This is a genomic window from Kitasatospora sp. NPDC058218 (assembly GCF_042882445.1).
Lineage (GTDB): Bacteria > Actinomycetota > Actinomycetes > Streptomycetales > Streptomycetaceae > Kitasatospora.
The window spans coordinates 1-25,700 of sequence record NZ_JBHVWC010000025.1; the positions used below are offsets into that span (position 1 = coordinate 1).

The window sequence follows — 25,700 nt, forward strand, 5'->3', positions numbered from 1 at the left end:
GCGTGACGCTCCGCCGGGCCGCTGCCCGCCCCGCACCGCCCTCAGGCGGCGACCAGCACCTCGGCCGGCTCCAGGGCCAGCTTCAGCACCTCCCGCACGTCCGCGACCGGGTGGACGGTGAGCCGCTCCAGCACCTCGGCCGGGACGTCGTCCAGGTCGGCCTCGTTGCGCTTGGGGATGATCACCGTGCTGACCCCGGCCCGGTCGGCGGCGAGCAGCTTCTGCTTCACCCCGCCGATCGGCAGCACCCGCCCGGTCAGCGACACCTCGCCCGTCATCGCCACGTCCGTGCGCACCCGGCGCCCGGAGAGCAGCGAGGCCAGCGCGGTGGTCATGGTGATGCCGGCGCTGGGCCCGTCCTTGGGGACGGCCCCGGCGGGGACGTGCAGGTGCACGCCCCGGTCGCGCAGCGAGGTGACCGGCAGCTCCAGCTCGGCGCCGCGCGAGCGCAGGTAGGAGAGCGCGATGTGCGCGGACTCCTTCATCACGTCGCCCAGCTGCCCGGTGAGGGTGAGCCCGGTGCCGCCCGTCTCGGCGTCCGCCAGCGAGGCCTCGATGAACAGGACGTCGCCGCCGGCGCCCGTCACCGCCAGACCGGTCGCCACGCCGGGGACGGCGGTGCGCCGCTCGGCCGGCTCCTGGGCCGCCTCGGGGACGTGGTGCGGCCGGCCGATCAGCGCGCGCAGGTCCCCGGCGCCGATCTCGGCGGGCAGCTCGCGCTCGCCCAGCTCGGACTGTGCGGCGACCTTGCGCAGCACCCGGGCGATCGAGCGTTCGAGGTTGCGGACGCCGGCCTCGCGGGTGTACTCGCCGGCGAGCCGGCGCAGCGCCTCCTCCTCGACCCGGACCTCCTCGCCCTTCAGCCCGGCCCTCTCCAGCTGGCGCGGGAGCAGGTGGTCCCGCGCGATGACGACCTTCTCGTCCTCGGTGTAGCCGTCCAGCCGGACCAGCTCCATCCGGTCGAGCAGTGCCTCGGGGATGGCCTCCAGCACATTGGCGGTGGCGAGGAAGACCACGTCCGAGAGGTCCAGCTCGACCTCCAGGTAGTGGTCCCGGAAGGTGTGGTTCTGCGCCGGGTCCAGCACCTCCAGCAGGGCGGCCGCCGGGTCGCCCCGGTAGTCGGAGCCGACCTTGTCGATCTCGTCGAGCAGGACGACCGGGTTCATCGAGCCGGCCTCCTTGATGGCGCGCACCAGGCGGCCGGGGAGCGCACCCACGTAGGTGCGCCGGTGGCCGCGGATCTCCGCCTCGTCCCGGACGCCGCCGAGCGCCACCCGGACGAAGCTGCGGCCCATCGCCCGGGCCACCGACTCGCCCAGCGAGGTCTTGCCGACCCCGGGCGGCCCGACCAGGGCCAGCACCGCACCCCCGCGGCGGCCGCCGACCAGACCGAGCCCCTGGTCGGCCCGGCGCTTGCGGACCGCGAGGTACTCGACGATGCGGTCCTTGACGTCGCCGAGCCCGGAGTGGTCCGTGTCCAGCACGGCGCGGGCGCCCGCGATGTCGTAGGCGTCCTCGGTGCGCTCGTTCCAGGGCAGCTCCAGGACGGTGTCCAGCCAGGTGCGGATCCAGGAGCCCTCGGGCGACTGGTCGGACGCCCGCTCCAGCTTGTCGACCTCCTTGAGCGCGGCCTCGCGGACCTTCTCCGGCAGGTCGGCGGCCTCGACCCGGGCGCGGTAGTCGCCCTCCTCGTCGGCCGGGTCGCCGTTCAGCTCGGCCAGCTCCTTGCGCACGGCCTCCAGCTGGCGGCGGAGCAGGAACTCCTTCTGCTGCTTGGCCACGCCCTCCTCGACGTCCTTGCGGATGGTGTCGTTGACCTCCTCCTCGGCGAGGTGGTCGCGCAGCAGCGCCAGGGCGTACTCCAGGCGGGCCACCTGGTCGGCCTCCAGCAGCACCTTGAGCTTCTGCTCGGCGGTGGCGAAGGGCGCGTAGCCGATGTTGTCGGCCAGCTCGCCGACGCCCTCGATCTGGGCCACCCGGTCGACGATCTGCCAGGCGCCGCGCTTGCGCAGCCACTGGGTGGAGAGCGCCTTGTACTCCTTGACCAGCTCGGCGGCGCGGCCGGCCACCGGGGTGTCGAGCGAGGACTCCCGGAACGGCGTGGTCTCCACCCAGAGCGCGGCGCCCGGCCCGGTGGTGCCGACGCCGATCCGGACCCGGCGCACGGCACGGACCAGCGCGGCCGGATCGCCGTCGGCCAGCCGGCCGACCTGCTCGACGGTGGCGAGGGTGCCGACCGCCGCGTACGAGCCGTCCACCCGCGGGACCAGCAGCACCTGGGGCTTGGCGGTACCGGTGGCCGCGGCCCGCGCGGCCTCGACCGCGGCGCGCACCTCGGTGTCCTTCAGGTCCAGCGGGACGACCATGCCCGGGAGCACGACCTCGTCGTCGAGCGGCAGCACGGGCAGGGTGAGCGGTGTGGACGTCGATGCCATGATCTCTCCCCAGTCAGCGAAGTTGAGTTGACCTGACTAAGGTTGGGCGGGCATCGAATGTTCCCTCCGGCCCGTTCGCCATGAGCGAACAAGGAAGGCCTCGGAGAGGCCTGTCAAAAACGCCCCGGAAACACCCGCGGCCGCCCCCGGGGACTTACGCGCGGTCGAGCACCGCGGCCGCCCCGCCGGCGGCCTGCGCCGAACCCGGGGAGCCGACCGGAGCCGCCTCGGGGCGGCGCCACCGGCGACCGGGCCCGCGCCTGAGCCAGCGCCAGAGCGCCACCCCGGTCAGCACCGCCACCGGGTGGCCGACCCCGGTCACCAGGTCCCGGTCGGCGGCGATCTGATCGGCGAGCAGGACGGCGGCGCCGCCGAGCGCCAGCAGCCGCCCGCGCGGCGACAGCAGCCCGGCCAGCGCACCGAGACTGACCAGCACGCCGTAGCTGACGCCGATGTCCAGGGAGTCCAGCGCCCCGGACTCCATCCGGCCGGTCGCCACCGCGGCGATCACCACCGACTGGGAGAGCACCGTCGCCGTGATGTGGCCGATCGCGAAGACCGCCGCCGCCCGCACCGAGCCCACCCGGCGCTCCAGCGGCGCGACGGTGAAGGCGAAGGCCCAGAGGTACGGCATCCAGATCGTGCCGGCCACCCAGAAGCCGCTGAACAGCAGCGCGCGCAGCGGATGGCACACCAGGTTGTGCCCGTCCGAGCTGGAGGCCTCCTGCAACCGGAGCACCAGCCCGGGGTCGGCCAGCTTGGCGAAGGTGGTGGTGGCCACGACCACGGCGAGGTAGCCGAGCGCGAAGGGGTTGCGCCGGGGCGTCGGCACCCGGGCGAGCACCCACTCGGCCAGCCCGGCCCGCAGGCCGTACCGGAGCATCCCGTAGGGCGGTCCCGGGCGCGGTCCGCTCCGTGCGGTGCTCCCGCGCAGCTCCGCCATGCCGCCTCCGCTCCCGACCCGCAGCTTCCGGCCCCCGTCCGGTGCTCAACGTACCGGCGCGCGCCGGAAATCCCACCTCTGCGACTTGTCGTGACCACGGTACGTCGGGCTCCTGGGAGCCAGCTGGGAATACCCCGTGAACATCGAGTGGCGCGGCACTCCGGGATTGGTACAGACCTGAACTCCGTCTACGCACGAGTAGCGGCTCTGACCGGCGGCTTGGCGTCAACTGGAGTGCATACGTACCGTTACGGAGTGAAAAATCGCCGGGTAAGGTACTGGCCCGTGCCCACTTCCGAGTGGGTCCGACGGGCGGCCGGACGGCCGCCCCGCGGGCCGGAAACGTCCGGTCCACCTGCCGGGAAGCACGTGGTGTCCGTACGCTGCGATGTGTGCGGAAGAGGCGGGCAGTCCACACCTGTCCTCCGATTCCGCACGCGCTACGGGACGGCGGACCCGGCACAGTCCACGACGGAACAAGACTACGAGCGGAGCCTCGCCATCCCCACAGGTGGCCGGCCCGCAGCCCTGGGGGCGGTGGCGTGACCGTGACAGAAATTCAGCAGGACAACCAGAACAGCGGCGGCACGGTGAGCAGCCAGCGCAGAGTGCTGGTGGTGGAGGACGAGCCCACGATCGCCGAGTCGATCGCGGCCCGGCTGGGCGCGGAGGGCTTCAAGGTCGCCGTGGCCCACGACGGCCCGGGCGCGGTCGACGGCTTCCACACCTGGCAGCCCGACCTGGTCGTGCTCGACATCATGCTGCCCGGCTTCGACGGCCTGGAGGTGTGCCGCCGGATCCAGGCCCAACGCCCGGTACCGGTCCTGATGCTGACCGCGCGCGACGACGAGACGGACCTGCTGGTCGGCCTCGGCGTGGGCGCCGACGACTACATGACCAAGCCGTTCTCCATGCGGGAGCTGGCGGCCCGGGTCAACGTCCTGCTGCGCCGCGTCGAGCGCGCCCAGCAGGCGGCCCGCACACCGGCCCTCGGCTCGCTGCGCTTCGGCGAGTTGGAGATCGACCACGTGCAGCGCCGGGTCCGGCTGGCCTCGGGCGACGTCCACCTGACGCCGACCGAGTTCGACCTGCTCGCCTGCCTGGCCGCGCAGCCGCGCGCGGTACTCACCCGCGAGCAACTGCTGGCCGAGGTCTGGGACTGGACGGACGCGTCCGGCACCCGCACCGTGGACAGCCACGTCAAGGCGCTGCGCCGCAAGATCGGTGCCAGCTGGATCCGCACCGTCCACGGGGTCGGCTACGCGCTGGAAGCTCCGCTCTCATAGCGGCGCCTCGGGCGACGGGCCTCCGGGGGGCCCGTGTCCCGAACCGCCGTACCCACGCGGGGAACCTCAGCGCGCGGGGATCACAGGGGACCAATGACCTTTCCACAGCAACGCAACGGGGACGCCGACGGCGCCCACCGGCCCACGCTGGCCGCCCGCGCCGCCCACCGGGTCTGGGCCGACATCCGGCCGCTCGACCCGGTCCGCTCGATCAAGGGCAAACTCGCCCTCCTGGTGATCGTCTCGGTCTTCCTCGCCACCGGCATGGTCGTGGTGGCGATCCGCTCCGAGACGCAGATCCGGATCATCATGGTCTTCTCCATGATCGCCTCACTGCTCTTCATGCAGTTCCTCGCGCACGGGCTGACCGCTCCGCTGCGCGACATGACCGCCGCCGCCCGCGCGATGGCCTCGGGCGACTACAGCCGCCGGGTCGAGGTGGGCTCCCGCGACGAGATCGGCGAGCTGGCGGCCACCTTCAACCAGATGGCGGCCGATCTGGAGGCCGCCGACCGGCACCGCCGCGAGCTGGTCGCCAACGTCTCCCACGAACTGCGCACGCCCATCGCCGCGCTGCGCGCCGTGCTGGAGAACGTGGTCGACGGCGTCGTCCAGCCGAATCCGGCGACCCTGGGCGCCGCACTGGAACAGACCGAGCGGCTCGGCCGGCTGGTCACCCACCTGCTCGACCTGTCCAAGATCGACGACGGGGTGGTCGACCTGGACGCGCGGCCCTTCGAGGTGCGCGAGTTCCTGGACGGCGTGCTGCGCGGCGTCACCGTGGACGGTGCGACGGCCGGCGGGGCCTTCTCCCGGCGCGGGGACGTCCGGCTGGCCCTGGAGGTCAGCCCGGCCGGCCTGACCGGCGTGGCGGACCCGGAGCGGCTCCACCAGGTGGTCGCCAACCTGGTCGACAACGCCTGCAAGCACTCCCCGCCCGGCGGCACGGTGACGGTCCGGGCCCGGCCCGGCGGTGAGCCCGGCGCCCTGCTGCTGGAGGTCGAGGACGAGGGGCCGGGCATCCCGGCGGCCGACCGCACCCGGGTCTTCGAGCGGTTCAGCCGCAGCGGCACCGCCACCGCCCAGGGGCCCGGCTCCGACGGCGGCACCGGTCTGGGGCTGGCCATCGCCCGCTGGGCGGTGGACCTGCACGGCGGGCGGATCGAGGTGGCCGAGGCCGCGCCGGGCTGCCGGATCGAGGTCCGCCTGCCCGGCCCGCGGTAGCGCCCGCCCCGGGCCGGGTGCCCGTCGGCCGCGCGCCGGCCCGCACCCGGCCCGGGGCGGCGGTCCGCGGCGAACGGACTTCGCCCGCATGTCACAGAACCGACACAGACGTGGACGGACGATCCAGGAGAGCCCGGACAGTGATTTGTCCGGTTTCATCCGGATATGGTGGCTGATCGGAAGTGATCGCTTCCCCTCCGAGGCGGCTTTCTAACGCACATTTTCAGCCAACCTGCAGGTCAGGACTGTGATCTGGGCGACGCCTGAGCCCTGGGGACTGCGCGATCACTGGTCAGGGGCGTAGCCTTAATCCCCGCTGTCCAAACATCCCAAAAGGAAGCGGAAGAGGGCGGTTGCCGCCGTGTCGCCACAGTCCCAAGAAACCCCCAACAGCTCGGCAAGCTCCACTGGCTTCGGCCCCAATGAGTGGCTCGTCGACGAGATCTACCAGCAGTACCTCCAGGACCCGAACTCGGTCGACCGAGCCTGGTGGGACTTTTTCGCCGACTACAAGCCCGGTACCGAGGTGACCCCAGTGACCCAGGCCGCGACCCAGGTCGGCCCCACGCCGACCCCCGTTGCCGCCCCCGCGCCCGCCGCTGCTGCTCCGGCCGCACCCGCCCCCGCCGCACCGGCCGCGCCCGCGCCGGCCCCTGCGGCCGCGGCACCCGCGCCCCTCGCCGCAGCTCCTGCCGCGCCGCCGGCCCCGAAGGCCGCCGCTCCGGCGCCGGCCGCGCCCGCCGAGACCGGACCGGAGCTGGTCCAGCTCCGCGGCCCCTCCAAGGCGGTGGCGACCAACATGGACGCCTCGCTGGAGGTGCCGACCGCGACCTCCGTGCGCGCCGTGCCGGCCAAGCTGTTGATCGACAACCGCATCGTCATCAACAACCACCTGCAGCGCGCCCGCGGTGGCAAGGTCTCCTTCACCCACCTGATCGGCTACGCCCTGGTCCAGGCCATCAAGGCCTCGCCGGGCATGAACCACAGCTACCAGGTGAAGGACGGCAAGTCGTACCTGGTCAAGCCCGAGCACGTGAACCTGGGCCTGGCCATCGACCTGGTGAAGCCGAACGGCGACCGCCAGCTCGTGGTCGCGGCGATCAAGAAGGCCGAGACCCTCGACTTCTTCGGCTTCTGGCAGGCCTACGAGGACATCGTCCGCCGGGCCCGCGCCAACAAGCTCACGATGGACGACTTCACCGGCGTCACGGTCTCGCTGACCAACCCCGGCGGCATCGGCACCGTGCACTCCGTGCCGCGCCTGATGCAGAACCAGGGCACCATCGTCGGCGTCGGCGCCATGGAGTACCCGGCCGAGTTCCAGGGCTCCGCCCCGGAGACCCTGTCCCGCCTGGGCGTCTCCAAGATCATGACGCTGACCTCGACCTACGACCACCGCGTCATCCAGGGTGCGGCGTCCGGCGAGTTCCTGCGCGCGATCCACCGGCTGCTGCTGGGCGAGAACGGCTTCTACGACGAGATCTTCGAGTCGCTGCGGATCCCGTACGAGCCGGTCCGCTGGGCCACCGACGTGGCGACCACGCACGACGACGAGGTCAACAAGACCGCGCGCGTCATCGAGCTGATCCACTCCTACCGGGTCCGCGGCCACCTCATGGCCGACACCGACCCGCTGGAGTACAAGCAGCGCAAGCACCCCGACCTGGACGTCACCACGCACGGCCTCACCCTGTGGGACCTGGAGCGCGAGTTCGCGGTCGGCGGCTTCGGCGGCCAGCGGATGATGAAGCTGCGCGACATCCTCGGTCTGCTGCGCAACACGTACTGCCGCACGGTCGGCATCGAGTACATGCACATCCAGGACCCGACGCAGCGCAAGTGGCTGCAGGACCGCCTGGAGAAGCCGTACACCAAGCCGGAGCGCGAGGAGCAGCTGCGCATCCTGCGCCGGCTGAACTCGGCCGAGGCCTTCGAGACCTTCCTGCAGACCAAGTACGTCGGGCAGAAGCGCTTCTCGCTGGAGGGCGGCGAGTCGCTCATCCCGCTGCTGGACGCGACCATCGACTCGGCGGCCGAACACCGCCTGGACGAGGCCGTCATCGGCATGGCCCACCGCGGCCGCCTGAACGTGCTGGCCAACATCGTCGGCAAGCCGTACGGCAAGATCTTCGGCGAGTTCGAGGGCAACCTCGACCCGAAGTCGATGCACGGCTCCGGCGACGTGAAGTACCACCTCGGCTCCGAGGGCACCTTCACCGGCCTGGACGGCGAGACCATCAAGGTCTCGCTCGCCGCGAACCCCTCCCACCTGGAGGCCGTGGACCCGGTCGTCGAGGGCATCGCCCGCGCCAAGCAGGACATCCTGGACCAGGGCGGCACCACCTTCCCGGTGCTGCCGATCCAGATCCACGGCGACGCGGCCTTCGCCGGCCAGGGCGTCGTCGCGGAGACCCTGAACATGTCGCAGCTGCGCGGCTACCGCACCGGCGGCACCGTGCACGTCGTGGTCAACAACCAGGTCGGCTTCACCGCCGCGCCCGCGAGCAGCCGCTCGTCGATGTACTGCACCGACGTGGCCCGCATGATCGAGGCGCCGATCTTCCACGTGAACGGCGACGACCCGGAGGCCGTGGTCCGCGTCGCGCGGCTCGCCTTCGAGTTCCGCCAGGCGTTCCACAAGGACGTCGTGATCGACCTCATCTGCTACCGCCGCCGCGGTCACAACGAGGCCGACAACCCGTCGTTCACCCAGCCGCTGATGTACGACCTGATCGACAAGAAGCGCTCGGTGCGCAAGCTGTACACCGAGGGCCTGATCGGTCGCGGCGACATCACCATGGAAGAGGCGGAGCAGGCGCTCCAGGACTTCCAGGGCCAGCTGGAGAAGGTCTTCGCCGAGGTCCGCGACGCCGCCCAGACGCCGGCCCCGGCCGCCAACGGCAAGCCGCAGGCGGACTTCCCGGTCAACATCCAGACCGGCATCTCCCAGGAGATGGTCAAGCGGATCGCCGCCTCCCAGGTCAACCTGCCGGACTGGCTGACCGTCCACCCGCGCCTGCTGCCGCAGCTGCAGCGCCGCGCCTCCTCGGTCGAGGACAACACCATCGACTGGGCGATGGGCGAGACCCTCGCCATCGGCTCGCTGCTGATGGAGGGCCACCCGGTCCGCCTCGCCGGCCAGGACAGCCGCCGCGGCACCTTCGGCCAGCGCCACGCGGTGCTGATCGACCGGGTCTCCGGCGAGGACTACACCCCGCTGCTGTACCTGACCGAGGACCAGGCCCGCTACACCGTGTACGACAGCCTGCTGTCCGAGTACGCGGCGATGGGCTTCGAGTACGGCTACTCGCTGACCCGCCCGAACTCGCTGGTCATGTGGGAGGCGCAGTTCGGCGACTTCGTCAACGGCGCGCAGACCGTGGTGGACGAGTACATCGCGTCCGCCGAGCAGAAGTGGGGCCAGCACTCCGGCGTCACCCTGCTGCTGCCGCACGGCTACGAGGGCCAGGGCCCGGACCACTCGTCCGCCCGCCCGGAGCGCTTCCTGCAGCTGTGCGCGCAGAACAACATGACGGTCGCCATGCCGACCCTGCCGTCGAACTACTTCCACCTGCTGCGCTGGCAGGCGCACAACCCGCACCACAAGCCGCTGGTCGTCTTCACCCCGAAGTCGATGCTGCGTCTGAAGGCCGCGGCGAGTGCCACCGAGGAGTTCCTGTCCGGCTCGTTCCGCCCGGTCATCGGTGACACCACCGTCGACCCGGCGAACGTCCGCAAGGTCATCATCACGGCGGGCAAGTTCTACTACGACGTCGAGGCGGCCCGTACCGAGCGCGGGGTCACCGACACCGCGATCGTCCGGGTCGAGCGGCTCTACCCGCTGCCGGTGGCCGAGCTCCAGGAGGAGCTGGGCCGCTACGGCGACGACGTCCAGTTCATCTGGGCGCAGGAGGAGCCGGCCAACCAGGGTGCCTGGCCGTTCATCGCCATGAACCTGGTCGACCACCTGCAGGTCGTCGTCGGCCGCAGCGCCAACGGTTCGCGGCTGCGCCGCGTCGCCCGCCCGGCCTCCTCGGCCCCCGCGGTCGGCTCGGCGAAGCGTCACGCCGCCGAGCAGCAGTCGCTGCTGGAGGAGATCTTCACCATCTGAGCCCGCTCCGACTCCGGTCGGGCTCGAACGGCCCCGGCCCCCGCGCACACCGCGCGGGGGCCGGGGCCGTTGCGGTGGGCCCGGGCCCGCGCGGTGACGCCGTGCCAAGGTCCCAGCTCTGCAACCAAACGGCCACCGACCTGCGAGCACAGCTGACGGCTCGATAGGTTATGCCTCGCCGGACCGACGCCCGGGCGCCCCTCACCGCGCCCGCCGCCCGCCGGATGACCTCACCGCTCTCCCAGGGGGACCACCACATGACCGCCGACACACCACGGGACGCCACGCCCTCGCCGCTCCCGCCGGTCTTCCAGCCGCTGCACCCGGACGACCCGCGCGAGGTCGGCGGCTACCGGCTCTTCGCCCGCCTCGGCGCCGGCGGCATGGGCCGGGTCTACCTGTCCTACACCCCGGGCGGCCGCCCGGTGGCGCTCAAGGTGGTCCGCCCGGAGTTCGCCGAGGACGGCGAGTTCCGGCGCCGCTTCGCCCAGGAGGTCAGCAACGCCCAGCGGATCCACGGGCTCTACACCGCCCAGGTGATCGACTCCGGCGGCCTGGACTCGGACGCACCCTGGCTGGTCACCGCGTACGTGCCGGGCCCGTCCCTGCAGCAGGTGGTCCGCGAGAACGGCGCGCTGCCGGTGCGCACCGTGCTGCTGCTGATGGGCGGCATCGCCGAGGCGCTGCAGGCCATCCACAGCGTCGAGGTGGTGCACCGCGACCTCAAGCCGGCCAACGTGCTGGTGGCCGGCGACGGCCCGCGCGTGATCGACTTCGGCATCGCCCGGGCCGCCGACGCCACCGCGCTGACCGGCACCGGCTACCGGATCGGCTCGCCCGCCTTCATGTCCCCGGAGCAGGCCCAGGGCCGTCCGGTCACCCCGGCCACCGACGTCTTCGCGCTCGGCGCGCTGGCCGCGTACGTGGCCGGCGGCACCGCGCCGTTCGGCGACGGCCCGGACACCGCCGTGCTCTACCGGGTGGTGCACGAGCAGGCCGACCTGGACGCCGTCCCGGCCGACCTGCGCGAGCTGATCATGCGCTGCCTGGCGAAGTCCCCCGAGGACCGGCCGAAGCCCGCCGAGATCATCGAGATCGCCCGCAACCACCCGTCGGTCGGCGGGCAGCTGCGGTTCTCCGAGGACTGGCTGCCCAAGCAGGTCAACACCGAGATCACCCGCCGCTCGGACCTGCCGAAGACCCCGCCGACCCCGCTGCCGGCCGCGCCGGCCACGGCGCCGACCCCGCCCCCGAGCGGCCCGCCCACCATGCCGCCGCCGCCCCTCGCCCAGCCGACCCACCCGGCCACCGCGCCGTCCTTCGGCGCGCCCGACTTCGGCACCCCCCGGCCGCAGCCGGTCACCCCGCCGCCCGGGTTCGCCCCGCCGCCGCTCGGCGCGTACGGCGCCCCGCAGCCCGGCTACGAGGCCCCGACCGCGCCGCTGCTCCCCTCACCGCCGACCGTGCAGCTGCGCCAGGAGCCGCCGTCCTACGACACCCCGCCGCCCGGCCCGGTGGTGACGGACACCCCGGCGTCCGCGCCGGAGCCGAAGCGCAAGGGCGTCTCCTGGAAGGTCCTGCTGACCGTCGCCCTGGTGATGGCCCTCGGCGGTACCGCGGGCGGCGTGGTGCTGGTGAAGAAGCTCGGCGACGACAAGAAGAACGACAGCAGCAGCACCACCCAGCAGACCCCGGGCAACCAGCCCCAGGCCCTGCCCTCGCAGACCGCGGACCCCGGCATCGCCGACACGCCCAGCCCGTCGCCGACCAAGCCGTCCTCCGGGAAGGTGACGGCCGCGCCGTCGGCGTCGGCCACCAACGGCGTGACCGCGCCCGCCCGCCCCGTCGGCTACACGCCGCTGCTCGACAAGAAGCCGCTGGCCATCCCCGGCACCGAGGCGTACTACGACTCCTACCGGATCGACCTGGACGGCGGGACGGTCGTGCCGCGCGGCAACGACCTCAAGTGGGGCCTGGGGCTGAACGCCACCGGCAGCAGCAGCAAGGCCAACTCGTTCACCACCGCGGGGGACGACAAGTCCGACTTCGCGGTGATCACCGAGGCGAGCGTGACCCCGGAGCAGTGCGCGATCGCGATCGACTCGCGGCCCGACACCGACCTGTCCTTCAACCGGGTCTCGCCCGGGCGCCTGCTCTGCGTCCGCGACCGGATCACCCGCAACATCGCCATCGCGGTGGTCGAGATCGCCGACGGCACCACGGGCGCCGTCAAGCTCACCGTGAGCACCTGGCGGGCCAGCTAGCCCGGCACCGTCCGGACTATCCTGACCGGGTCGAATCCCCACCTGACCGGAGCGAACCGTGTACTTCACCGACCGCGGCATCGAGGAGCTGGCGAGCCGGCGCGGCGACGAGGAGGTCACCTTCGAGTGGCTGGCCGAGCGCCTGCGCGAGTTCGTCGACCTCAACCCGGACTTCGAGATCCCGGTCGAGCGGCTGGCCACCTGGCTGGCCCGGCTCGACGACGAGGACGACGAGTGACGCGGTAGGCCGTGATCGAGGGCCCGGGAGGCAACGCCTCCCGGGCCCTTCGCGCGCCCGCCCCGTAGGGGACGCCTCCGGGTCCGCTCGGGGTCCGCTCCGGGTCGGAGTCCGGGCCGGATCCCTTGACTTCGCCGTCACGCGATATATCGTCTTTGGAAGAGAACGCGATACATCGCGAGTCGTAACGGGAGGCGGCAGACATGAGCCAGTGGACGGTCGAGGGCCCCGACAGGATCACCATCGACGGGGAGGTCGACACCCTCCACGTACGGATCGTCGGGGGCGCCGTGAACGTGGTGGCCACCGAGGGCCCGGCCCGGCTGGAGGTCACCGAGCTGGAGGGCGAGCCGCTGCACGTCACGCTCGCCGAGGGGGTCCTGACGGTCACCTACAAGGACCTCAGCTGGAGCGAGTTCGGCGAGTCGGTCAAGTCGGTGCAGTCGATCAAGTCGTTCTTCGGCGGCCTGCGGCGCACCCGCCGGGCCGTGGTCTCGCTGGCCGTGCCGGCCGGCGCCAAGGTCAAGGCGGGCACCGTCACGGCCGGCGCCACCGTCTCCGGCATCAGCGCGCCGGTCTCGGTGCACAGCGCCAGTGGCGACGCCACCCTGGTCGGCCTCACCGGCCGGACGGACGTCAACACCGTCTCCGGGGACGTCGACGCCCAGTCGCTCTCCGGCGACCTCAAGGTCAACACCGCCTCCGGGCGGGTCACCCTGCTGGCCGGCACCTCCGACAACGTGCAGGTCCACTCGGTCAACGGGGACGTCACCCTCGACCTCGACGTGGCCACCCCGTCGGAGATCAAGGTGACCACGGTGAGCGGCTCGGTCGGCGTCCGGCTGCCCTCGCTCGTCGACACCAAGGTCGACGCCGGCACCAACAGCGGGGACGTCACCAGCACCTTCGAGCAGCTCAAGGTCGGCGGCTCCTGGGGTGCCAAGAAGCTCTCCGGCAAGCTCGGCTCCGGCCAGGGCAACCTGGCGGTGACCACCGTCTCCGGCGCGGTCACCGTGCTCCGCCGACCGGACACCGAGGACGACGGCCCGGTGATCGTCAAGGAACTCCCCGCCGGCCCCGACCTCGGCAAGGGCCCCGACCTCACCAAGGAGGCCTGAGATGACCCCCGTCTTCGGTCACGGCCGGCTCCGCCTGTACCTGCTGAAGCTGCTCGACGAGTCGCCGCGGCACGGCTACGAGGTCATCCGCCTCCTGGAGGAGCGCTTCCAGGGCCTGTACGCGCCCTCGGCCGGCACCGTCTACCCGCGGCTCGCCAAGCTGGAGCAGGAGGGCCTGGTGACGCACAGCACCGAGGGCGGCCGCAAGGTCTACCGGCTCACCGAGGTCGGCCGCGGCGAGCTGGCGACCCGCCGGGGCGAGCTGGACGAGCTGGAGCTGGAGATCCGCGACTCGGTGGCCCAGCTCGCCGGGGCGATCCGCGAGGACGTCCGGGACGGCGCCGAGAACCTGCGCGAGGAGCTGTGGGGCGCGGCGAAGCAGGCGCCCCGGCCGGAGGGCGCCGAGACCGGCGGGGACCCGTGGGCCGGCCCGTGGGGCGACAAGGACGCCTGGCAGCGCGCCAAGGAGGAGTTCGCCCAGTTCAAGAAGCAGGCCAAGGAGCAGGCCAAGCGCGCCAAGGAGCAGGAGAAGGCCGCCAAGGCCAAGGCGAAGGCCGCCGAGGAGGAGGCCCGCAAGCTGCGCGAGCAGTCCCGGGCGGCCCGGACGGCGGCGCAGCAGGAGGCGCTGCGGATCAAGCGCCGGGTCGAGCAGCAGGTCCGCGACCACGCGGCCCGGGGCGACTGGCCGACCGGGCTGGCCGAGGGGCTCTCCGAACTCACCAAGGGCCTGGCCGGGCTGGCCGACGCGGCCCGCTGGGGCCACGCGGCGCAGGACGCCGACGCACCCGCCGAGAAGGTCACCGTCACCCGGATCGACCTGGACAAGGACGAGCCGGCCGACGGCGCCCCGGCCGACCTGCCGCCGTGGGCGGCGACCGACCCGGCCGGCGACCCCACCCGGGAGCTGGAGCGGCTGCTCGACCGCTTCCGGGACCAGGTCCGCGACGCGGCCCGGGACGGCGGGGTGAGCGCCGAGCGCCTGGCCGAGGCCCGCTCGGTGCTGGGCGCCGCCGGCGAGCGGCTGCGGCGCCTGCTCGGCTGAGCGGCTGCCGGGCCGACCGGCACGGGCCGGCGCTCCTGCGGGAGCGCCGGCCCGCGGCGTTCAGGGGGTGAGCACGATCTTCCCGAAGACGTCACCCTCGGCGAGCCGGGCGAAGCCCTCCCGGGCCTCGGAGAGCGGCAGGACCGAGTCGATCACCGGCCGGACGCCGGTGGTGGCGCAGAGCGAGAGCAGCCCGGCCAGCTCCTCCTTGGTGCCCATGGTCGAGCCGACCACCCTGAGCTCCAGGAAGAAGATCCGGTTCAGCTCGGTGGTCTTCGGGTTGGGGCCGGAGGTGGCCCCCGAGATGACGACGGTGCCGCCCGGGCGCAGCGACTTCACCGAGTGCGCCCAGGTGGCGGCGCCGACCGTCTCCATCACCGCGTCCACCCGCTCGGGCAGTCGGGCACCGCTCTCGAAGGCGGCGTCGGCGCCGAGCTCGACGGCCCGGGCCCGCTTGGCCTCGTCCCGGCCGGTGACCCAGACCCGCAGCCCGGCGGCCTTGCCGAGGACGATCAGCGCGGTCGCCACGCCGCCGCCGGCGCCCTGCACCAGGACGGTGTCGCCGGGCTTCACCCCGGCGTTGGTGAACAGCATCCGGTAGGCCGTCAGCCAGGCGGTGGGCAGGCAGGCGGCCTGCTCGAAGCTGAGCCCGGCCGGCTTGGGCAGCAGGTTCCAGGTGGGCACCGCCACCCGCTGGGCGAAGGTGCCCTGGTAGCGCTCGGTGAGGATCGAGCGGGGCTCGTCCGGGCCCACCCCGTGGCCGCTCTGGCCGATCACCGAGTGGAGGACCACCTCGTTGCCGTGCTCGTCGACGCCGGCCGCGTCGCAGCCGAGGATCATCGGCAGCTTCTCGGCGGGCAGACCGACCCCGCGCAGCGACCAGAGGTCGTGGTGGTTGAGGCTGGCGGCCTTGACCGTGACCACGCTCCACCCGGGGCGCGCCTGCGGTTCGGGGAGTTCGCCCAGCTCCAGCCCGCTCAGCGGGTCGTCGGCGTCGATTCGTGCGGCGTAGGCAGCAAACATGGTCCGGACGATAGCCGCGACGGCCGGGGCCCGGAACCTCGCGTGACTGTGACGCGCGTCCCGGGCCGCGATTCCCCCGCTCGCCGCCGGGCGCTCGGAACGGCTGCCTCCGGAAAGGGAGGGAGCGCCCCTCATCGCGGGGCGCTCCCTGTTCACGCGTCAGCGCCGGGCGACGCCCTCGGCCCGGGCGGCTTCGGCGACGGCCTTGGTGACGGCCGGGGCGACCCGCTCGTCGAACGGCGAGGGGATCACCTTCTGCGGCGTCAGCTCGTCGGCGACCACGCCGGCCAGCGCCTTGGCGGCCGCCAGCTTCATGCCCTCGGTGATCCGGCTCGCCCGGACCTGCAGCGCGCCGGCGAAGATGCCGGGGAAGGCCAGCACGTTGTTGATCTGGTTCGGGAAGTCGCTGCGCCCGGTGGCGACGACCGCCGCGTACTTGTGCGCGACCTCGGGGTGGATCTCCGGGTTCGGGTTGGCCATCGCGAAGATGAACGCGCCCTCGGCCATGGTGGCCACGACCTCCTCCGGCACGGTGCCGCCGGAGACGCCGATGAAGACGTCGGCGCCGGCCAGCGCGTCGGCCAGCGAGCCCTTGAGACCGGTCCGGTTGGTCCGCGCGGCGATCTCGGCCTTGACGTCGGTCAGGTCGCCGCGGCCCTCGTACACCACGCCCCGGCGGTCGCAGACCGCCACGTCGCCGATGCCGGCGGCCACGAGCATCTTGGCGATGGCGATGCCGGCCGCGCCGGCGCCGGAGATGACGGCACGCAGCGTGCCGATCTCCCGGCCGGTCACCCGGGCGGCGTTCCAGAGCGCCGCGGTGGTGACGATCGCGGTGCCGTGCTGGTCGTCGTGGAAGATCGGGATGTCCAGGGCGTCCTGGAGGCGGCGCTCGATCTCGAAGCAACGGGGCGCGGAGATGTCCTCCAGGTTGACGCCGCCGAAGGAGGGCGCCAGCCGGACGACGGTCTCGACGATCTCGTCCACCTCGGTGCAGGCGAGCGCGATCGGGACGGCGTCCACACCGCCGAACTGCTTGAACAGGATGGCCTTGCCCTCCATGACGGGCAGCGAGGCCTCCGGGCCGATGTCGCCGAGGCCCAGCACGGCGGTGCCGTCGGTGACGACGGCGACCGTGTTGGCCTTCCAGGTGTAGTCGTTCACCAGCTCGGGCTGCTCGGCGATGGCCGTGCAGACGCGCGCGACGCCGGGGGTGTAGGCGAGGGACAGGTCGTCCGCGTCGCGCACCGGAACGGTCGCCCGGACCTCCATCTTGCCGCCGCGGTGGAGCGCGAAAACGGCGTCGACCGGATCGTCGGTGTCCTGGGTGCTGCTGTGGATGATCTCCGCTGCCACGATGACCTCTTCGTCATTGATCAGCGAGGGCGCGGCCCCGACGGGCGGACGACCCGGCCGGAAACTCGAAACCGGGTGCGCCGAGGCGGACCCGGGAAGGGCTGGATCGGGGCGCCGCCGTCGGGGCCGCGCCCTCGGATGAGGGTTTTTGTAACTGTTGAGCCTGAGCTGTACTGCTACTTATTCCGGGCCGAGCGTAGGTCGGACGACGGCATCGCACCTATGCCTTTTCGTCCTCGTCGCGCGCTCGTCATCCGCACCACGGCCAAAAGTCGGCGCCTGGCGTCCGGCACACCGGGCTCCGGTGGCGGCGAACGGCGAACGAGCACGCGCACTCGCAGGAGTGAACCCGGACACGACGGGGAGGCGGTGCCCCGGATACGGAGTCGGCGTCGTGGACTTCCGTTCCTGCGCACCCCGAGCCTGTCGCGACTCGGTGGTCCGGTTCGAGCTTCGGGGGTCACCCGGTACCGAATTCTGACACACCCGCCGCCGGGACCGGCAGGTCGGGATGGGAGGATCCCTTGTTCCGCCGTCTCGCGTACACCTCCGCGACGGCGCGGCGACACCACGTACCTCCCACAGGAGCACCCTCATGCACCACCGTGCCCACCCCCGCCGACCGGCCGCCGCGGCCCTCTCGCTCGCCACCGCGGGAGCCCTGCTGCTGACCGGTTGCGGCGGCGACGAGCAGGCCGCCGCGAAGGACCCGGTCCAGGAGCTCCGGGGCAGGATCCCCAAGGCGCAGCACAGTGCCGGAGTGCTCCGGATCGGCTCGGACCTCAACTACGCGCCGGTGGACTTCCGGGGCGCCGACGGCAAGCCGGACGGCATCGACCCCGACATCGCCAACGCCGTCGGCAAGATCCTCGGCCTGCGGATCGAGACCGTCGACACCCCGTTCGAGAAGCTGATACCGAACCTGCACGCCAAGCAGTTCGACGTGGCGATGTCCGGCCTGAGCGACATCCGCCAGCGCCGGGAGGGCCTCGACGACGCGGGCAAGCAGACCACCCCGGGCGTGGACTTCGTGGACTACTTCATCGCCGGCACCTCGATCGTCGTCCAGAAGGGCAACCCCAAGGGCGTCCGCACCCTGGACGACCTCTGCGGCCGGGTCGTCGCGGTGCAGCAGAACACCACCCAGGACGAGATCGTCGCCCGCCAGGTGCTGGCCTGCAGCCGCGGCGGAAAGCCGCTGACCGTCCACAAGTTCGACAGCGACGCCAAGGCGCTGGCCGAGGTCGCCTCCGGCGCGGCGGCGGCCGGCCTGAACGACTTCCCGGTGGCCGCCTACGCGGCCAAGACCGCCGACGGCGGCAGCCGCTTCGAGGTGACCGGCGCGCAGTCCAAGTCCAACCCGTACGGGATCGCGGTGCGCAAGGAGGACACCGAACTGCGCGACGTGCTGGCCAAGGCGGTGGACCAGCTGATCCGCAGCGGCGAGTACGACAAGATCCTCGCCAAGTGGAACGTCGCCGCGGGCGCGGCCCAGAACGCGGTGGTCAACGGCGGGATCTGAGCGGCCGGCGCGGGCGGCCCAACCCGGCGGCCCCATCCGGAGGTCACGTGGGCGGGCCTCCGGGCAGAGCGCAGGGGGATCTGCATACTTATACGCAGGGTGACAGGGACACCTTATTAGTCCGAATACCGGACAGTGTGACCCCCCGTTATCCGATTTTGATCTGAATGAGGGCCATCCGACCGTCATCAGATGGCAGGATTCCCCCCATCTCCGATCGGGCCGGCCACTGGTCGAGGCGGTTCGATCAACGTCCACCTCGGCGGAGGGTGGCGGAAGACGCATCACGCACCACCCTGCGCGAACCCTGCCCAGGCTCAGCACGACCGGCTCTGCCCGTTCGACGACGTACAGCGACATACACCCGTACAGCGCCGTACGGCCTGCTGCCCCGGTGTGCCGCTCCCCGCGGCGCGCTCCGCCCGACCTCTCCCTCAGGAGGAGATCCCCCTCATGACCGCCCGTACCCCGCGCACCCGCCTCTTCGCCGCCGGCGCGGTACTCGCGTCCGTCTCCCTCGCGCTGACCGCCTGTAGCAGCAGCAAGGACGAGAGCACCGGCGCCCCCAACGCCAGCGCGACCGTCAACGAGGTGAAGGCCGACGACAAGCTGGCCGCCCTCGTCCCCGCCGACATCAAGTCCGCCGGAAAGCTCGCGGTCGGCTCGGACGCCTCGTACGCGCCCAACGAGTTCAAGGCCGACAACGGCAAGATCGAGGGCATGGACGTCGACCTGATCACCGCCGTCGCGGCCAAGCTCGGCCTCAAGGTCGATGTCCAGGACTCCGGTTTCACCGCGATCATCCCCGGCATCCAGTCGAACAAGTTCCAGATCGGCATGTCGTCCCTGACGGACAACAAGGAACGCGAACAGACCGTCGACATGGTCACGTACTTCAACGCCGGCAGTGCCATCGCGGTGAAGAAGGGCAACCCGGACAAGATCAACGCCGATGACCTGTGCGGCAAGAAGGTCGCCGTCCAGACCGGCACCACCCAGGCGCAGGAGATCACCGACACCCGCAACCCCGCCTGCGCCAAGGCCGGCAAGCCGGGCATCGTCAACGACGGTGACAAGTTCGACCTGCAGACCGACGTCACCAACGCGGTGGTCTCCGGTCGCGACCAGCTCATGATGGCCGACTCCCCGGTCGTCGACTACGCGATCAAGCAGTCCGGCGGCCAGCTGGAGAAGCTCGGCGCCACCTACGACGCCGCCCCCTACGGCATCGCGCTGGCCAAGGGCTCGGCGCTCACCCCCGCGGTCCAGTCCGCCGTCCAGTCGCTGATCGACGACGGCACCTACAAGCAGATCCTCTCCAAGTGGGGCGTCGAGGCCGGTGCGATCGACAAGTCGACCGTCAACGGCGCCGTCAGCTGACCCTCCGCCTGACTCTCTCTCCCCCGAGGCCACACCGTGAACTCTCTGGACAAGGGGAAGGCGGCGAAGGGACGGCCTGAGACCATCAAGGCCGTCCCCGTCCGCCACCCCGGACGCTGGGCGGGCGCCGTCGTCATCGCCCTGCTCGCGGCGATGCTGCTGAGCGCCCTCTTCACCAATCCCGCCTTCAAGTGGGACATCGTCGGGAAGTACCTCTTCCACGACAGCATCGTGCACGGCATGCTCGTCACGTTGGAGCTGACCGCGCTCGCCATGATCATGGGCGTGGTCGGCGGCATCATCCTCGCGGTGATGCGGCTCTCCCCCAACCCGCTGCTCTCCGGCACCGCGTGGATCTACATCTGGATCTTCCGCGGCACGCCCGTCCTGGTGCAGCTGGTGTTCTGGAACTTCCTCGGTCTGATCTGGGCCAAGCTCTCGATCGGCGTGCCGTGGGGGCCGGAGTTCTGGTCCGAGTCCACCAACGTGCTGATCCCGACCTTCGTCGCCGCCCTGCTGGGCCTGGGCCTGAACGAGGCCGCCTACATGGCGGAGATCGTCCGCGGCGGCATCCAGTCGGTCGACGAGGGCCAGAGCGAGGCCTCGCACGCGCTCGGCATGAGCCGCTTCCAGACCATGCGGCGGATCGTGCTGCCGCAGGCCATGCGGGTGATCATCCCGCCGACCGGCAACGAGACCATCTCGATGCTCAAGACCACCTCGCTGGTCAGCGTGATCTCCCTGGAGGAGATCTTCCGGGCCGGCCAGGTGATCTACTCTCGGAACTACCAGAACATCCCGCTGCTGATCGTGGTCAGCCTCTGGTACCTGTTCTTCACGTCGCTGCTGACCATCGGCCAGTACTACATCGAGCGGCACTACGCCCGCGGCTCCAACCGGACGCTCCCGCCCACGCCGATCCAGCGGCTGCGGAGACTGTTCGCCGGGAAGCCCACCCCGAAGACCACCGCCGACGTGGTCCCGGGGCTCGAGGGAGGTGGTCACGTATGACCGATCTGACCAAGACCCCCGCCGACGCCGGCAACGGCGGCCCGATGGTCCGGGCCGAGGACGTCCACAAGTCCTACGGCACGGTCCAGGTGCTCAAGGGCATCGACCTGGAGGTCAAGCAGGGCGAGGTGTTCTGCCTGATCGGCCCCTCCGGCTCCGGCAAGTCGACCTTCCTGCGGTGCATCAACCACCTGGAGAAGATCAACGCCGGCCGGCTCTGGGTCGACGGCGAGCTGGTCGGCTACCGGCAGAAGGGCGACCGGCTCTACGAGCTCAAGGAGAGCGAGGTCGCGCTCAAGCGGCGCGACATCGGCATGGTGTTCCAGCGCTTCAACCTGTTCCCGCACATGACCGCCCTGGACAACGTCATCGAGGCGCCGGTGCAGGTCAAGGGCGAGTCCAAGGCGGACGCCCGCAACCGCGGGATGGCGCTGCTGGAGCGGGTCGGCCTGGCCGACAAGGCGAAGAACTACCCCTCGCAGCTCTCCGGCGGCCAGCAGCAGCGGGTGGCGATCGCCCGGGCGCTCGCCATGAAGCCCAAGCTGATGCTCTTCGACGAGCCCACCTCGGCCCTCGACCCGGAGCTGGTCGGAGACGTCCTGGACGTCATGCGCGGCCTCGCCGAGGAGGGCATGACCATGGTCGTGGTGACCCACGAGATGGGCTTCGCCCGTGAGGTCGGCGACGCGCTGGTCTTCATGGACGGCGGTGTGGTGGTCGAGTCCGGCAACCCGCGCGACGTCCTCACCAACCCCCAGCACGAGCGCACCCGGGCGTTCCTGTCCAAGGTGCTCTGAGCGCAGCCGTACGGCGCCCGGCAGGCCGGTCCTGCCGGGCGCCGACGTTTTCCCCGCCCGGGTAATAGGCTGGAGGCAATCAGCCCGTTACCGAATCTGGAAGGACCACCGTGGAGCTCGCCTCGTACGCCGATCTGGCCGTCCGGCTGGTGAACACCGAGGAGCCCGAGCGCGGCAGCGACTCGCTGACCTCGGTGGACGCGGTGCGGTCGCTGTTCTCCGACTCCTCCCGGGCCGCCGCGCTCGCCGACGAGTCGGACCTGCCGCGGCTGCGGGCCGTCCGGACCAGGCTGCGCGGGGTGTTCGAGGCCGCCGCCGAGGGGGACGAGATCCGCGGCGTCGACCTGCTGAACAGCCTGCTGATGGAGTACCCCGTCAGCCCGCTGGTCTCCGGGCACGACTACCTGGACGACGCCGGCCGGCCGCGCTGGCACCTGCACCTGGCCGAGAACTCGGCGACCGCCACCGCCCACTTCAGCGCCGTCGCCTGCATGGGACTGGCCGTCCACCTGACCGAACTGGGCGCCGACCGGCTCGGCATCTGCCAGGCCTCCCCCTGCCGCAACGCCTATCTGGACACCTCCACCAACCGCTCCCGGCGGTACTGCTCCGACCGGTGCGCCACCCGCGCCAACGTCGCCGCGTACCGGGCCCGCAAGCGGCAGGAGGCCCAGGAGGCATCGGCCCCGGCCGGCCAGGGCTGACCGGCAGACCCGGGGCCTAGAACTCGTCGGGGTCGACCCAGACGCCCAGCCGGCGGGCCAGGCCCGGGATCCGGGCCGGCCGACCGGTCAGCAGCAGCCGCTCCAGCCGGCGGCCCGGGGCCAGCCAGGCCGGGCGCGGGCGCAGCCGCAACAGCACCCGGCCGAGCACCAGCTCGTCCGGGACGGCGCCGTAGCTGCGGCTGTCGCTGTCGACCGGACGGTTGTCGGAGAGCAGCCACCAGCCCTTCGCGCGCCGCTCGACGGCCCGCTTCACCACCAGCAGGTCCTGCTGGAAGGGGTGACGGAACACCACCACCGCCCCCGGTCTGATCCGCGCGCCGTACCGGACCAGCAGCTGGTCGCCCTCGCGCAGGGTCGGCACCATCGAGGGCCCCGCCACGTCGATCAGCCCGAACGGCGCGCCACCCCCCGGGGTGCCGCCCTCCGGTTCCGCCATCCGCGCCACGCCTCCTCCTCCGGCTCGCCGCGTCCCAGTCTGCCGTACGGACCGTCATCGACCGATGCCCGAATTGGCCCGATTCCGGCTCCACCTTTTGCCCTAGGCCCGCCGCCCGGCCGCGAAACCCGGTGGCCGGAAGGGTAATCTCGGGCGCGGGAAGACGATCTAAGGAAGGACTCCCATGTTCTCTCGTCTGTTTGCACCGCGCGCCACCGTCCACGCCCACTGCGACCTGCCCTGCGGCGTGTACGACCCCGCCCAGGCCCGGATCGAGGCCGAGTCGGTGAAGGGCACCCAGGAGAAGTACCAGGCCAACGAGGACCCGGCGTTCCGCACCCGTGCCCTGATCATCAAGGAGCAGCGCGCCGAGGCCGTCAAGCACCACATCTCGGTCCTGTGGAGCGACTACTTCAAGGCTCCGCACTTCGAGAAGTACCCGCAGCTGCACCAGCTGATCAACGACACCCTGAAGGCCGCCTCGGCCACCAAGGCGTCGACGGACCCGGCCACCGGCCAGGCCCTGCTCGACCTGATCGCCGAGGTCGACAAGATCTTCTGGGAGACCAAGCAGGCCTGATCCCCGATCAGGCACCGCCGACCGCCCCCGTCCGGACCTCCGGACGGGGGCGGTCGCGCGTTCGCGCACGCGGGGGCCATCGGTAAGGGTTGATCGGCCCCGGCGCTTGTTATGCTGCCAGGGCGTCCGAGGGAGAAGTCCGGTGTGAATCCGGCGCTGACCCGCAACGGTGGGCGGAGCCCTGTGCCCGCGAGCCCGATCGCCCTGGGACGCCGATCTCCCGACAACTCGCCGTGGACTGCGAGGGGATGGCGCCCCGGCAGCCCTGCCGCCCGGCGCGCCGCCTCGCTGCCGCCCGTGGCCCGAGGCGAAGGCGCGCCGCCCGTGAGCACCGCAGTGACCGCACCGGCCCCCGAACGGACGGCCCGTCGAATACCCGTCGTACCGCTGGCCGCCGGCCTGGTCGCGGCACTGCTGCTCTCCCTGGTCTGCGGCGTGGCCCTGGGCTCCTCCGGGCTCGGCTGGGCACACGTCCTGCGGCTGCTGGGCGCCGGACTGACGGGCGGTCGACTGGAGGCCGGGGAGGCCGCCGCCTACGCGATCGTCTGGGAGATCCGACTGCCGCGCACCGTGCTGGCCGCCGTGGTCGGCGCCGGGCTCGCGGCCACCGGGGTCGCGGTGCAGGCGATGGTCCGCAACGCGCTCGCCGACCCGTTCGTCCTGGGCGTCTCCTCCGGCGCCTCGGTCGGCGCCAACGCCGTCCTGCTGCTGGGTGCCTTCGCCTCGCTCGGGGTCTGGGCGATCTCGGTCTCCGCGTTCGCCGCCGCGCTGCTGGCGATGGTCCTGGTGTACGCCGCCGCCCGGACGGCCCACGGGCTCACTCCGCTGCGGCTGGTGCTGACCGGCACCGCGATGTCCTACGGCTTCTCGGCTGTGACGGCGCTGATGGTGTTCGGCGCCGCCCGCGGCGAGGCCGCCCGCAGCGCCATGATGTGGCTGCTCGGCAGCCTCGGCGGGGCGACCTGGGGGTCCGTCCCGATCGCCGCCGCCACCGTACTGGCCGGCCTCGCCTACCTGGCCTGCGCCGCCGGGCGGCTGGACGCGCTCGCCATGGGCGACGAGACGGCGGCCTCCCTCGGGGTGGACGGCGACCGGCTGCGCCGCGAGCTGTTCGTGGTGACGGCGGCAGTCACCGGCACCGTGGTCGCGGTCAGCGGCGCGATCGGCTTCGTCGGCCTGATGGTGCCGCACCTGACCCGGATGCTGGTCGGCGCCGGGCACCGCCGGGTGCTGCTGGTCGCGCCGCTCGCCGGCGCGCTGCTGCTGGTCTGGGTGGACATCGTCTCGCGCACCCTGCTGGCACCGGCCGAACTGCCGGTCGGGGTGGTCACCGCCGTCCTCGGAGTGCCCTGCTTCCTGCTGCTGATGCGCCGTCGCGGCTACACCTTCGGAGGCCGCTGATGGATCTCGCGATCGACGCCGTCTCGGTCGACCTGGCCGGCACCCGGCTCGTCCACGACGTCACGCTCGGCGCCGCCGCCGGCCAGGTGGTCGGACTGGTCGGGCCGAACGGCAGCGGCAAGTCGACCCTGCTGCGCTGCGTCTACCGGGCGCTGCGGCCCGCCGCCGGCGCCGTCCGGCTGGACGGCGAGGACCTGCACGCGCTCGCCGCGCGGGAGGCCGCCCGGCGGGTGGCCGCGCTGCCGCAGGAGCACTCCGCCGAGTTCGACTTCACGGTGGCCGAGGTGGTCGGCATGGGCCGGCTGCCGCACCGCGGCGGCTTCGCCCGGCCGACCGCCGGGGACGCCGAGCGGTGCACCGGCGCACTGCGCCGGGTGGGCGCGGGCCACCTGGCCGGGCGCGGCTTCCTGAGCCTGTCCGGGGGCGAGAAGCAACGGGTGCTGATCGCCCGCGCGCTGGTCCAGGAGCCCCGCGTGCTGGTGCTCGACGAGCCCACCAACCACCTGGACATCGCCCACCAGTTGGAGGTGCTGGCGCTGGTCCGGGAGGCCGGTCCGACGGTGCTCACGGCGCTGCACGACCTCAATCTGGCGGCCGGCCACTGCGACCTGCTGTACGTCATCGCGGCCGGCCGGATCGTCGCCTCCGGGGTGCCCGCCGACGTCCTGCGCCCCGCCCTGCTGGCCGAGGTGTTCGGCGTCCGCGCGACCCCCGTGAAGCACCCGGAGACCGGCGCCGTCCAACTGCTCTTCGACCGGCTCGACCGGCCCTCCCCCGACTCCGCCGACTCCCCCCGCTGAGGAAACCC

At 72.3% G+C, this 25,700-nt stretch carries 20 protein-coding genes and 1 riboswitch; of the genes, 15 read left to right on the top strand and 5 right to left on the bottom strand.

All coding sequences use genetic code 11. The features are described 5' to 3' along the window. Window positions 1-41: 41 nt before the first annotated feature. Window positions 42-2,435: an endopeptidase La gene (gene lon, locus ACFVYI_RS17640; protein WP_387886261.1), complete on the bottom strand. Its 2,394-nt coding sequence runs from the start codon at window positions 2,433-2,435 to the stop codon at window positions 42-44. 154 nt (window positions 2,436-2,589) lie between these two features. Continuing rightward, window positions 2,590-3,378 carry a rhomboid-like protein gene (locus ACFVYI_RS17645; protein ID WP_387886263.1) on the bottom strand — a complete coding sequence of 263 codons (789 nt, stop codon included), beginning with the start codon at window positions 3,376-3,378 and terminating at the stop codon, window positions 2,590-2,592. Window positions 3,379-3,926: 548 nt separating this feature from the next. Between ACFVYI_RS17645 and ACFVYI_RS17650 the strand changes: the two genes are divergently transcribed. The 7 genes from ACFVYI_RS17650 to ACFVYI_RS17680 all read left to right on the top strand — a co-directional run bounded on the left by ACFVYI_RS17650 (window position 3,927) and on the right by ACFVYI_RS17680 (window position 14,661). Continuing rightward, a complete protein-coding gene (locus tag ACFVYI_RS17650; protein WP_209411241.1) occupies window positions 3,927-4,664 on the top strand; it encodes a response regulator transcription factor in 738 nt (245 codons plus the stop codon). Window positions 4,665-4,757: 93 nt separating this feature from the next. Beyond that, on the top strand, window positions 4,758-5,888 hold the full coding sequence (locus ACFVYI_RS17655) for a sensor histidine kinase (RefSeq protein WP_387886266.1): 1,131 nt from the start codon (window positions 4,758-4,760) through the stop codon (window positions 5,886-5,888). A 361-nt stretch (window positions 5,889-6,249) separates the two neighbouring features. Then, window positions 6,250-9,999 (top strand): multifunctional oxoglutarate decarboxylase/oxoglutarate dehydrogenase thiamine pyrophosphate-binding subunit/dihydrolipoyllysine-residue succinyltransferase subunit, encoded by a 3,750-nt coding sequence (locus tag ACFVYI_RS17660; protein WP_387886268.1) that lies wholly within the window; start codon window positions 6,250-6,252, stop codon window positions 9,997-9,999. 170 nt (window positions 10,000-10,169) lie between these two features. Further along, complete coding sequence (locus ACFVYI_RS17665) at window positions 10,170-12,263, top strand: serine/threonine-protein kinase (protein WP_387886270.1); 2,094 nt, start codon at window positions 10,170-10,172, stop codon at window positions 12,261-12,263. Window positions 12,264-12,321: 58 nt separating this feature from the next. Then, complete coding sequence (locus ACFVYI_RS17670; RefSeq protein WP_073926358.1) at window positions 12,322-12,501, top strand: DUF6104 family protein; 180 nt, start codon at window positions 12,322-12,324, stop codon at window positions 12,499-12,501. 203 nt (window positions 12,502-12,704) lie between these two features. Beyond that, a complete protein-coding gene (locus ACFVYI_RS17675) occupies window positions 12,705-13,619 on the top strand; it encodes a DUF4097 domain-containing protein (RefSeq protein ID WP_387886272.1) in 915 nt (304 codons plus the stop codon). Window position 13,620: 1 nt separating this feature from the next. Then, the gene (locus ACFVYI_RS17680; protein ID WP_387886274.1) at window positions 13,621-14,661 is read left to right on the top strand and encodes a PadR family transcriptional regulator; all 1,041 of its coding nucleotides are present in this window, start codon (window positions 13,621-13,623) and stop codon (window positions 14,659-14,661) included. A gap of 60 nt (window positions 14,662-14,721) precedes the next feature. On the opposite strand, the gene ACFVYI_RS17685 is transcribed toward ACFVYI_RS17680, so the two are convergent. Beyond that, window positions 14,722-15,684, bottom strand: coding sequence for a zinc-binding dehydrogenase (locus ACFVYI_RS17685; RefSeq protein ID WP_387886275.1), 963 nt, complete (start codon window positions 15,682-15,684; stop codon window positions 14,722-14,724). Window positions 15,685-15,843: 159 nt separating this feature from the next. After that, window positions 15,844-17,040, bottom strand: coding sequence for an NADP-dependent malic enzyme (locus ACFVYI_RS17690; RefSeq protein WP_387886277.1), 1,197 nt, complete (start codon window positions 17,038-17,040; stop codon window positions 15,844-15,846). Between the two features lie 595 nt (window positions 17,041-17,635). Between ACFVYI_RS17690 and ACFVYI_RS17695 the strand changes: the two genes are divergently transcribed. The 5 genes from ACFVYI_RS17695 (at window position 17,636) to ACFVYI_RS17715 (ending at window position 22,454) form a co-directional block, all read left to right on the top strand. Next, complete coding sequence (locus ACFVYI_RS17695) at window positions 17,636-18,562, top strand: ABC transporter substrate-binding protein (protein WP_387886279.1); 927 nt, start codon at window positions 17,636-17,638, stop codon at window positions 18,560-18,562. Window positions 18,563-19,015: 453 nt separating this feature from the next. Further along, complete coding sequence (locus tag ACFVYI_RS17700; protein WP_387886282.1) at window positions 19,016-19,942, top strand: ABC transporter substrate-binding protein; 927 nt, start codon at window positions 19,016-19,018, stop codon at window positions 19,940-19,942. Between the two features lie 36 nt (window positions 19,943-19,978). After that, the gene (locus tag ACFVYI_RS17705; protein WP_387886285.1) at window positions 19,979-20,953 is read left to right on the top strand and encodes an amino acid ABC transporter permease; all 975 of its coding nucleotides are present in this window, start codon (window positions 19,979-19,981) and stop codon (window positions 20,951-20,953) included. Further along, complete coding sequence (locus tag ACFVYI_RS17710; protein WP_387886287.1) at window positions 20,950-21,750, top strand: amino acid ABC transporter ATP-binding protein; 801 nt, start codon at window positions 20,950-20,952, stop codon at window positions 21,748-21,750. The genes ACFVYI_RS17705 and ACFVYI_RS17710 overlap by 4 nt, the downstream gene beginning before the upstream one ends. A 110-nt stretch (window positions 21,751-21,860) precedes the next feature. After that, window positions 21,861-22,454 carry a CGNR zinc finger domain-containing protein gene (locus tag ACFVYI_RS17715; protein WP_387886289.1) on the top strand — a complete coding sequence of 198 codons (594 nt, stop codon included), beginning with the start codon at window positions 21,861-21,863 and terminating at the stop codon, window positions 22,452-22,454. 16 nt (window positions 22,455-22,470) lie between these two features. Here the strand turns inward: ACFVYI_RS17715 and sodX are convergent, their stop codons facing one another. Continuing rightward, window positions 22,471-22,911, bottom strand: coding sequence for a nickel-type superoxide dismutase maturation protease (sodX, locus tag ACFVYI_RS17720; RefSeq protein ID WP_387886291.1), 441 nt, complete (start codon window positions 22,909-22,911; stop codon window positions 22,471-22,473). A 184-nt stretch (window positions 22,912-23,095) separates the two neighbouring features. On the opposite strand from sodX, the gene sodN reads away from it, so the two are divergent. The 3 genes from sodN to ACFVYI_RS17735 all read left to right on the top strand — a co-directional run bounded on the left by sodN (window position 23,096) and on the right by ACFVYI_RS17735 (window position 25,692). Then, entirely contained in the window at window positions 23,096-23,491 is a 396-nt protein-coding gene (gene sodN / locus ACFVYI_RS17725; RefSeq protein ID WP_360638418.1) for a superoxide dismutase, Ni, read from the top strand. Window positions 23,492-23,594: 103 nt separating this feature from the next. Beyond that, window positions 23,595-23,713: riboswitch (cobalamin riboswitch) on the top strand. A gap of 102 nt (window positions 23,714-23,815) precedes the next feature. Continuing rightward, window positions 23,816-24,892 carry a FecCD family ABC transporter permease gene (locus ACFVYI_RS17730; RefSeq protein ID WP_387886293.1) on the top strand — a complete coding sequence of 359 codons (1,077 nt, stop codon included), beginning with the start codon at window positions 23,816-23,818 and terminating at the stop codon, window positions 24,890-24,892. Next, window positions 24,892-25,692, top strand: a complete 801-nt coding sequence (locus tag ACFVYI_RS17735; RefSeq protein ID WP_387886296.1) for an ABC transporter ATP-binding protein — start codon at window positions 24,892-24,894, stop codon at window positions 25,690-25,692. Before ACFVYI_RS17730 ends, ACFVYI_RS17735 begins: the two co-directional genes overlap by 1 nt. The last annotated feature ends 8 nt before the right edge of the window (window positions 25,693-25,700 follow it).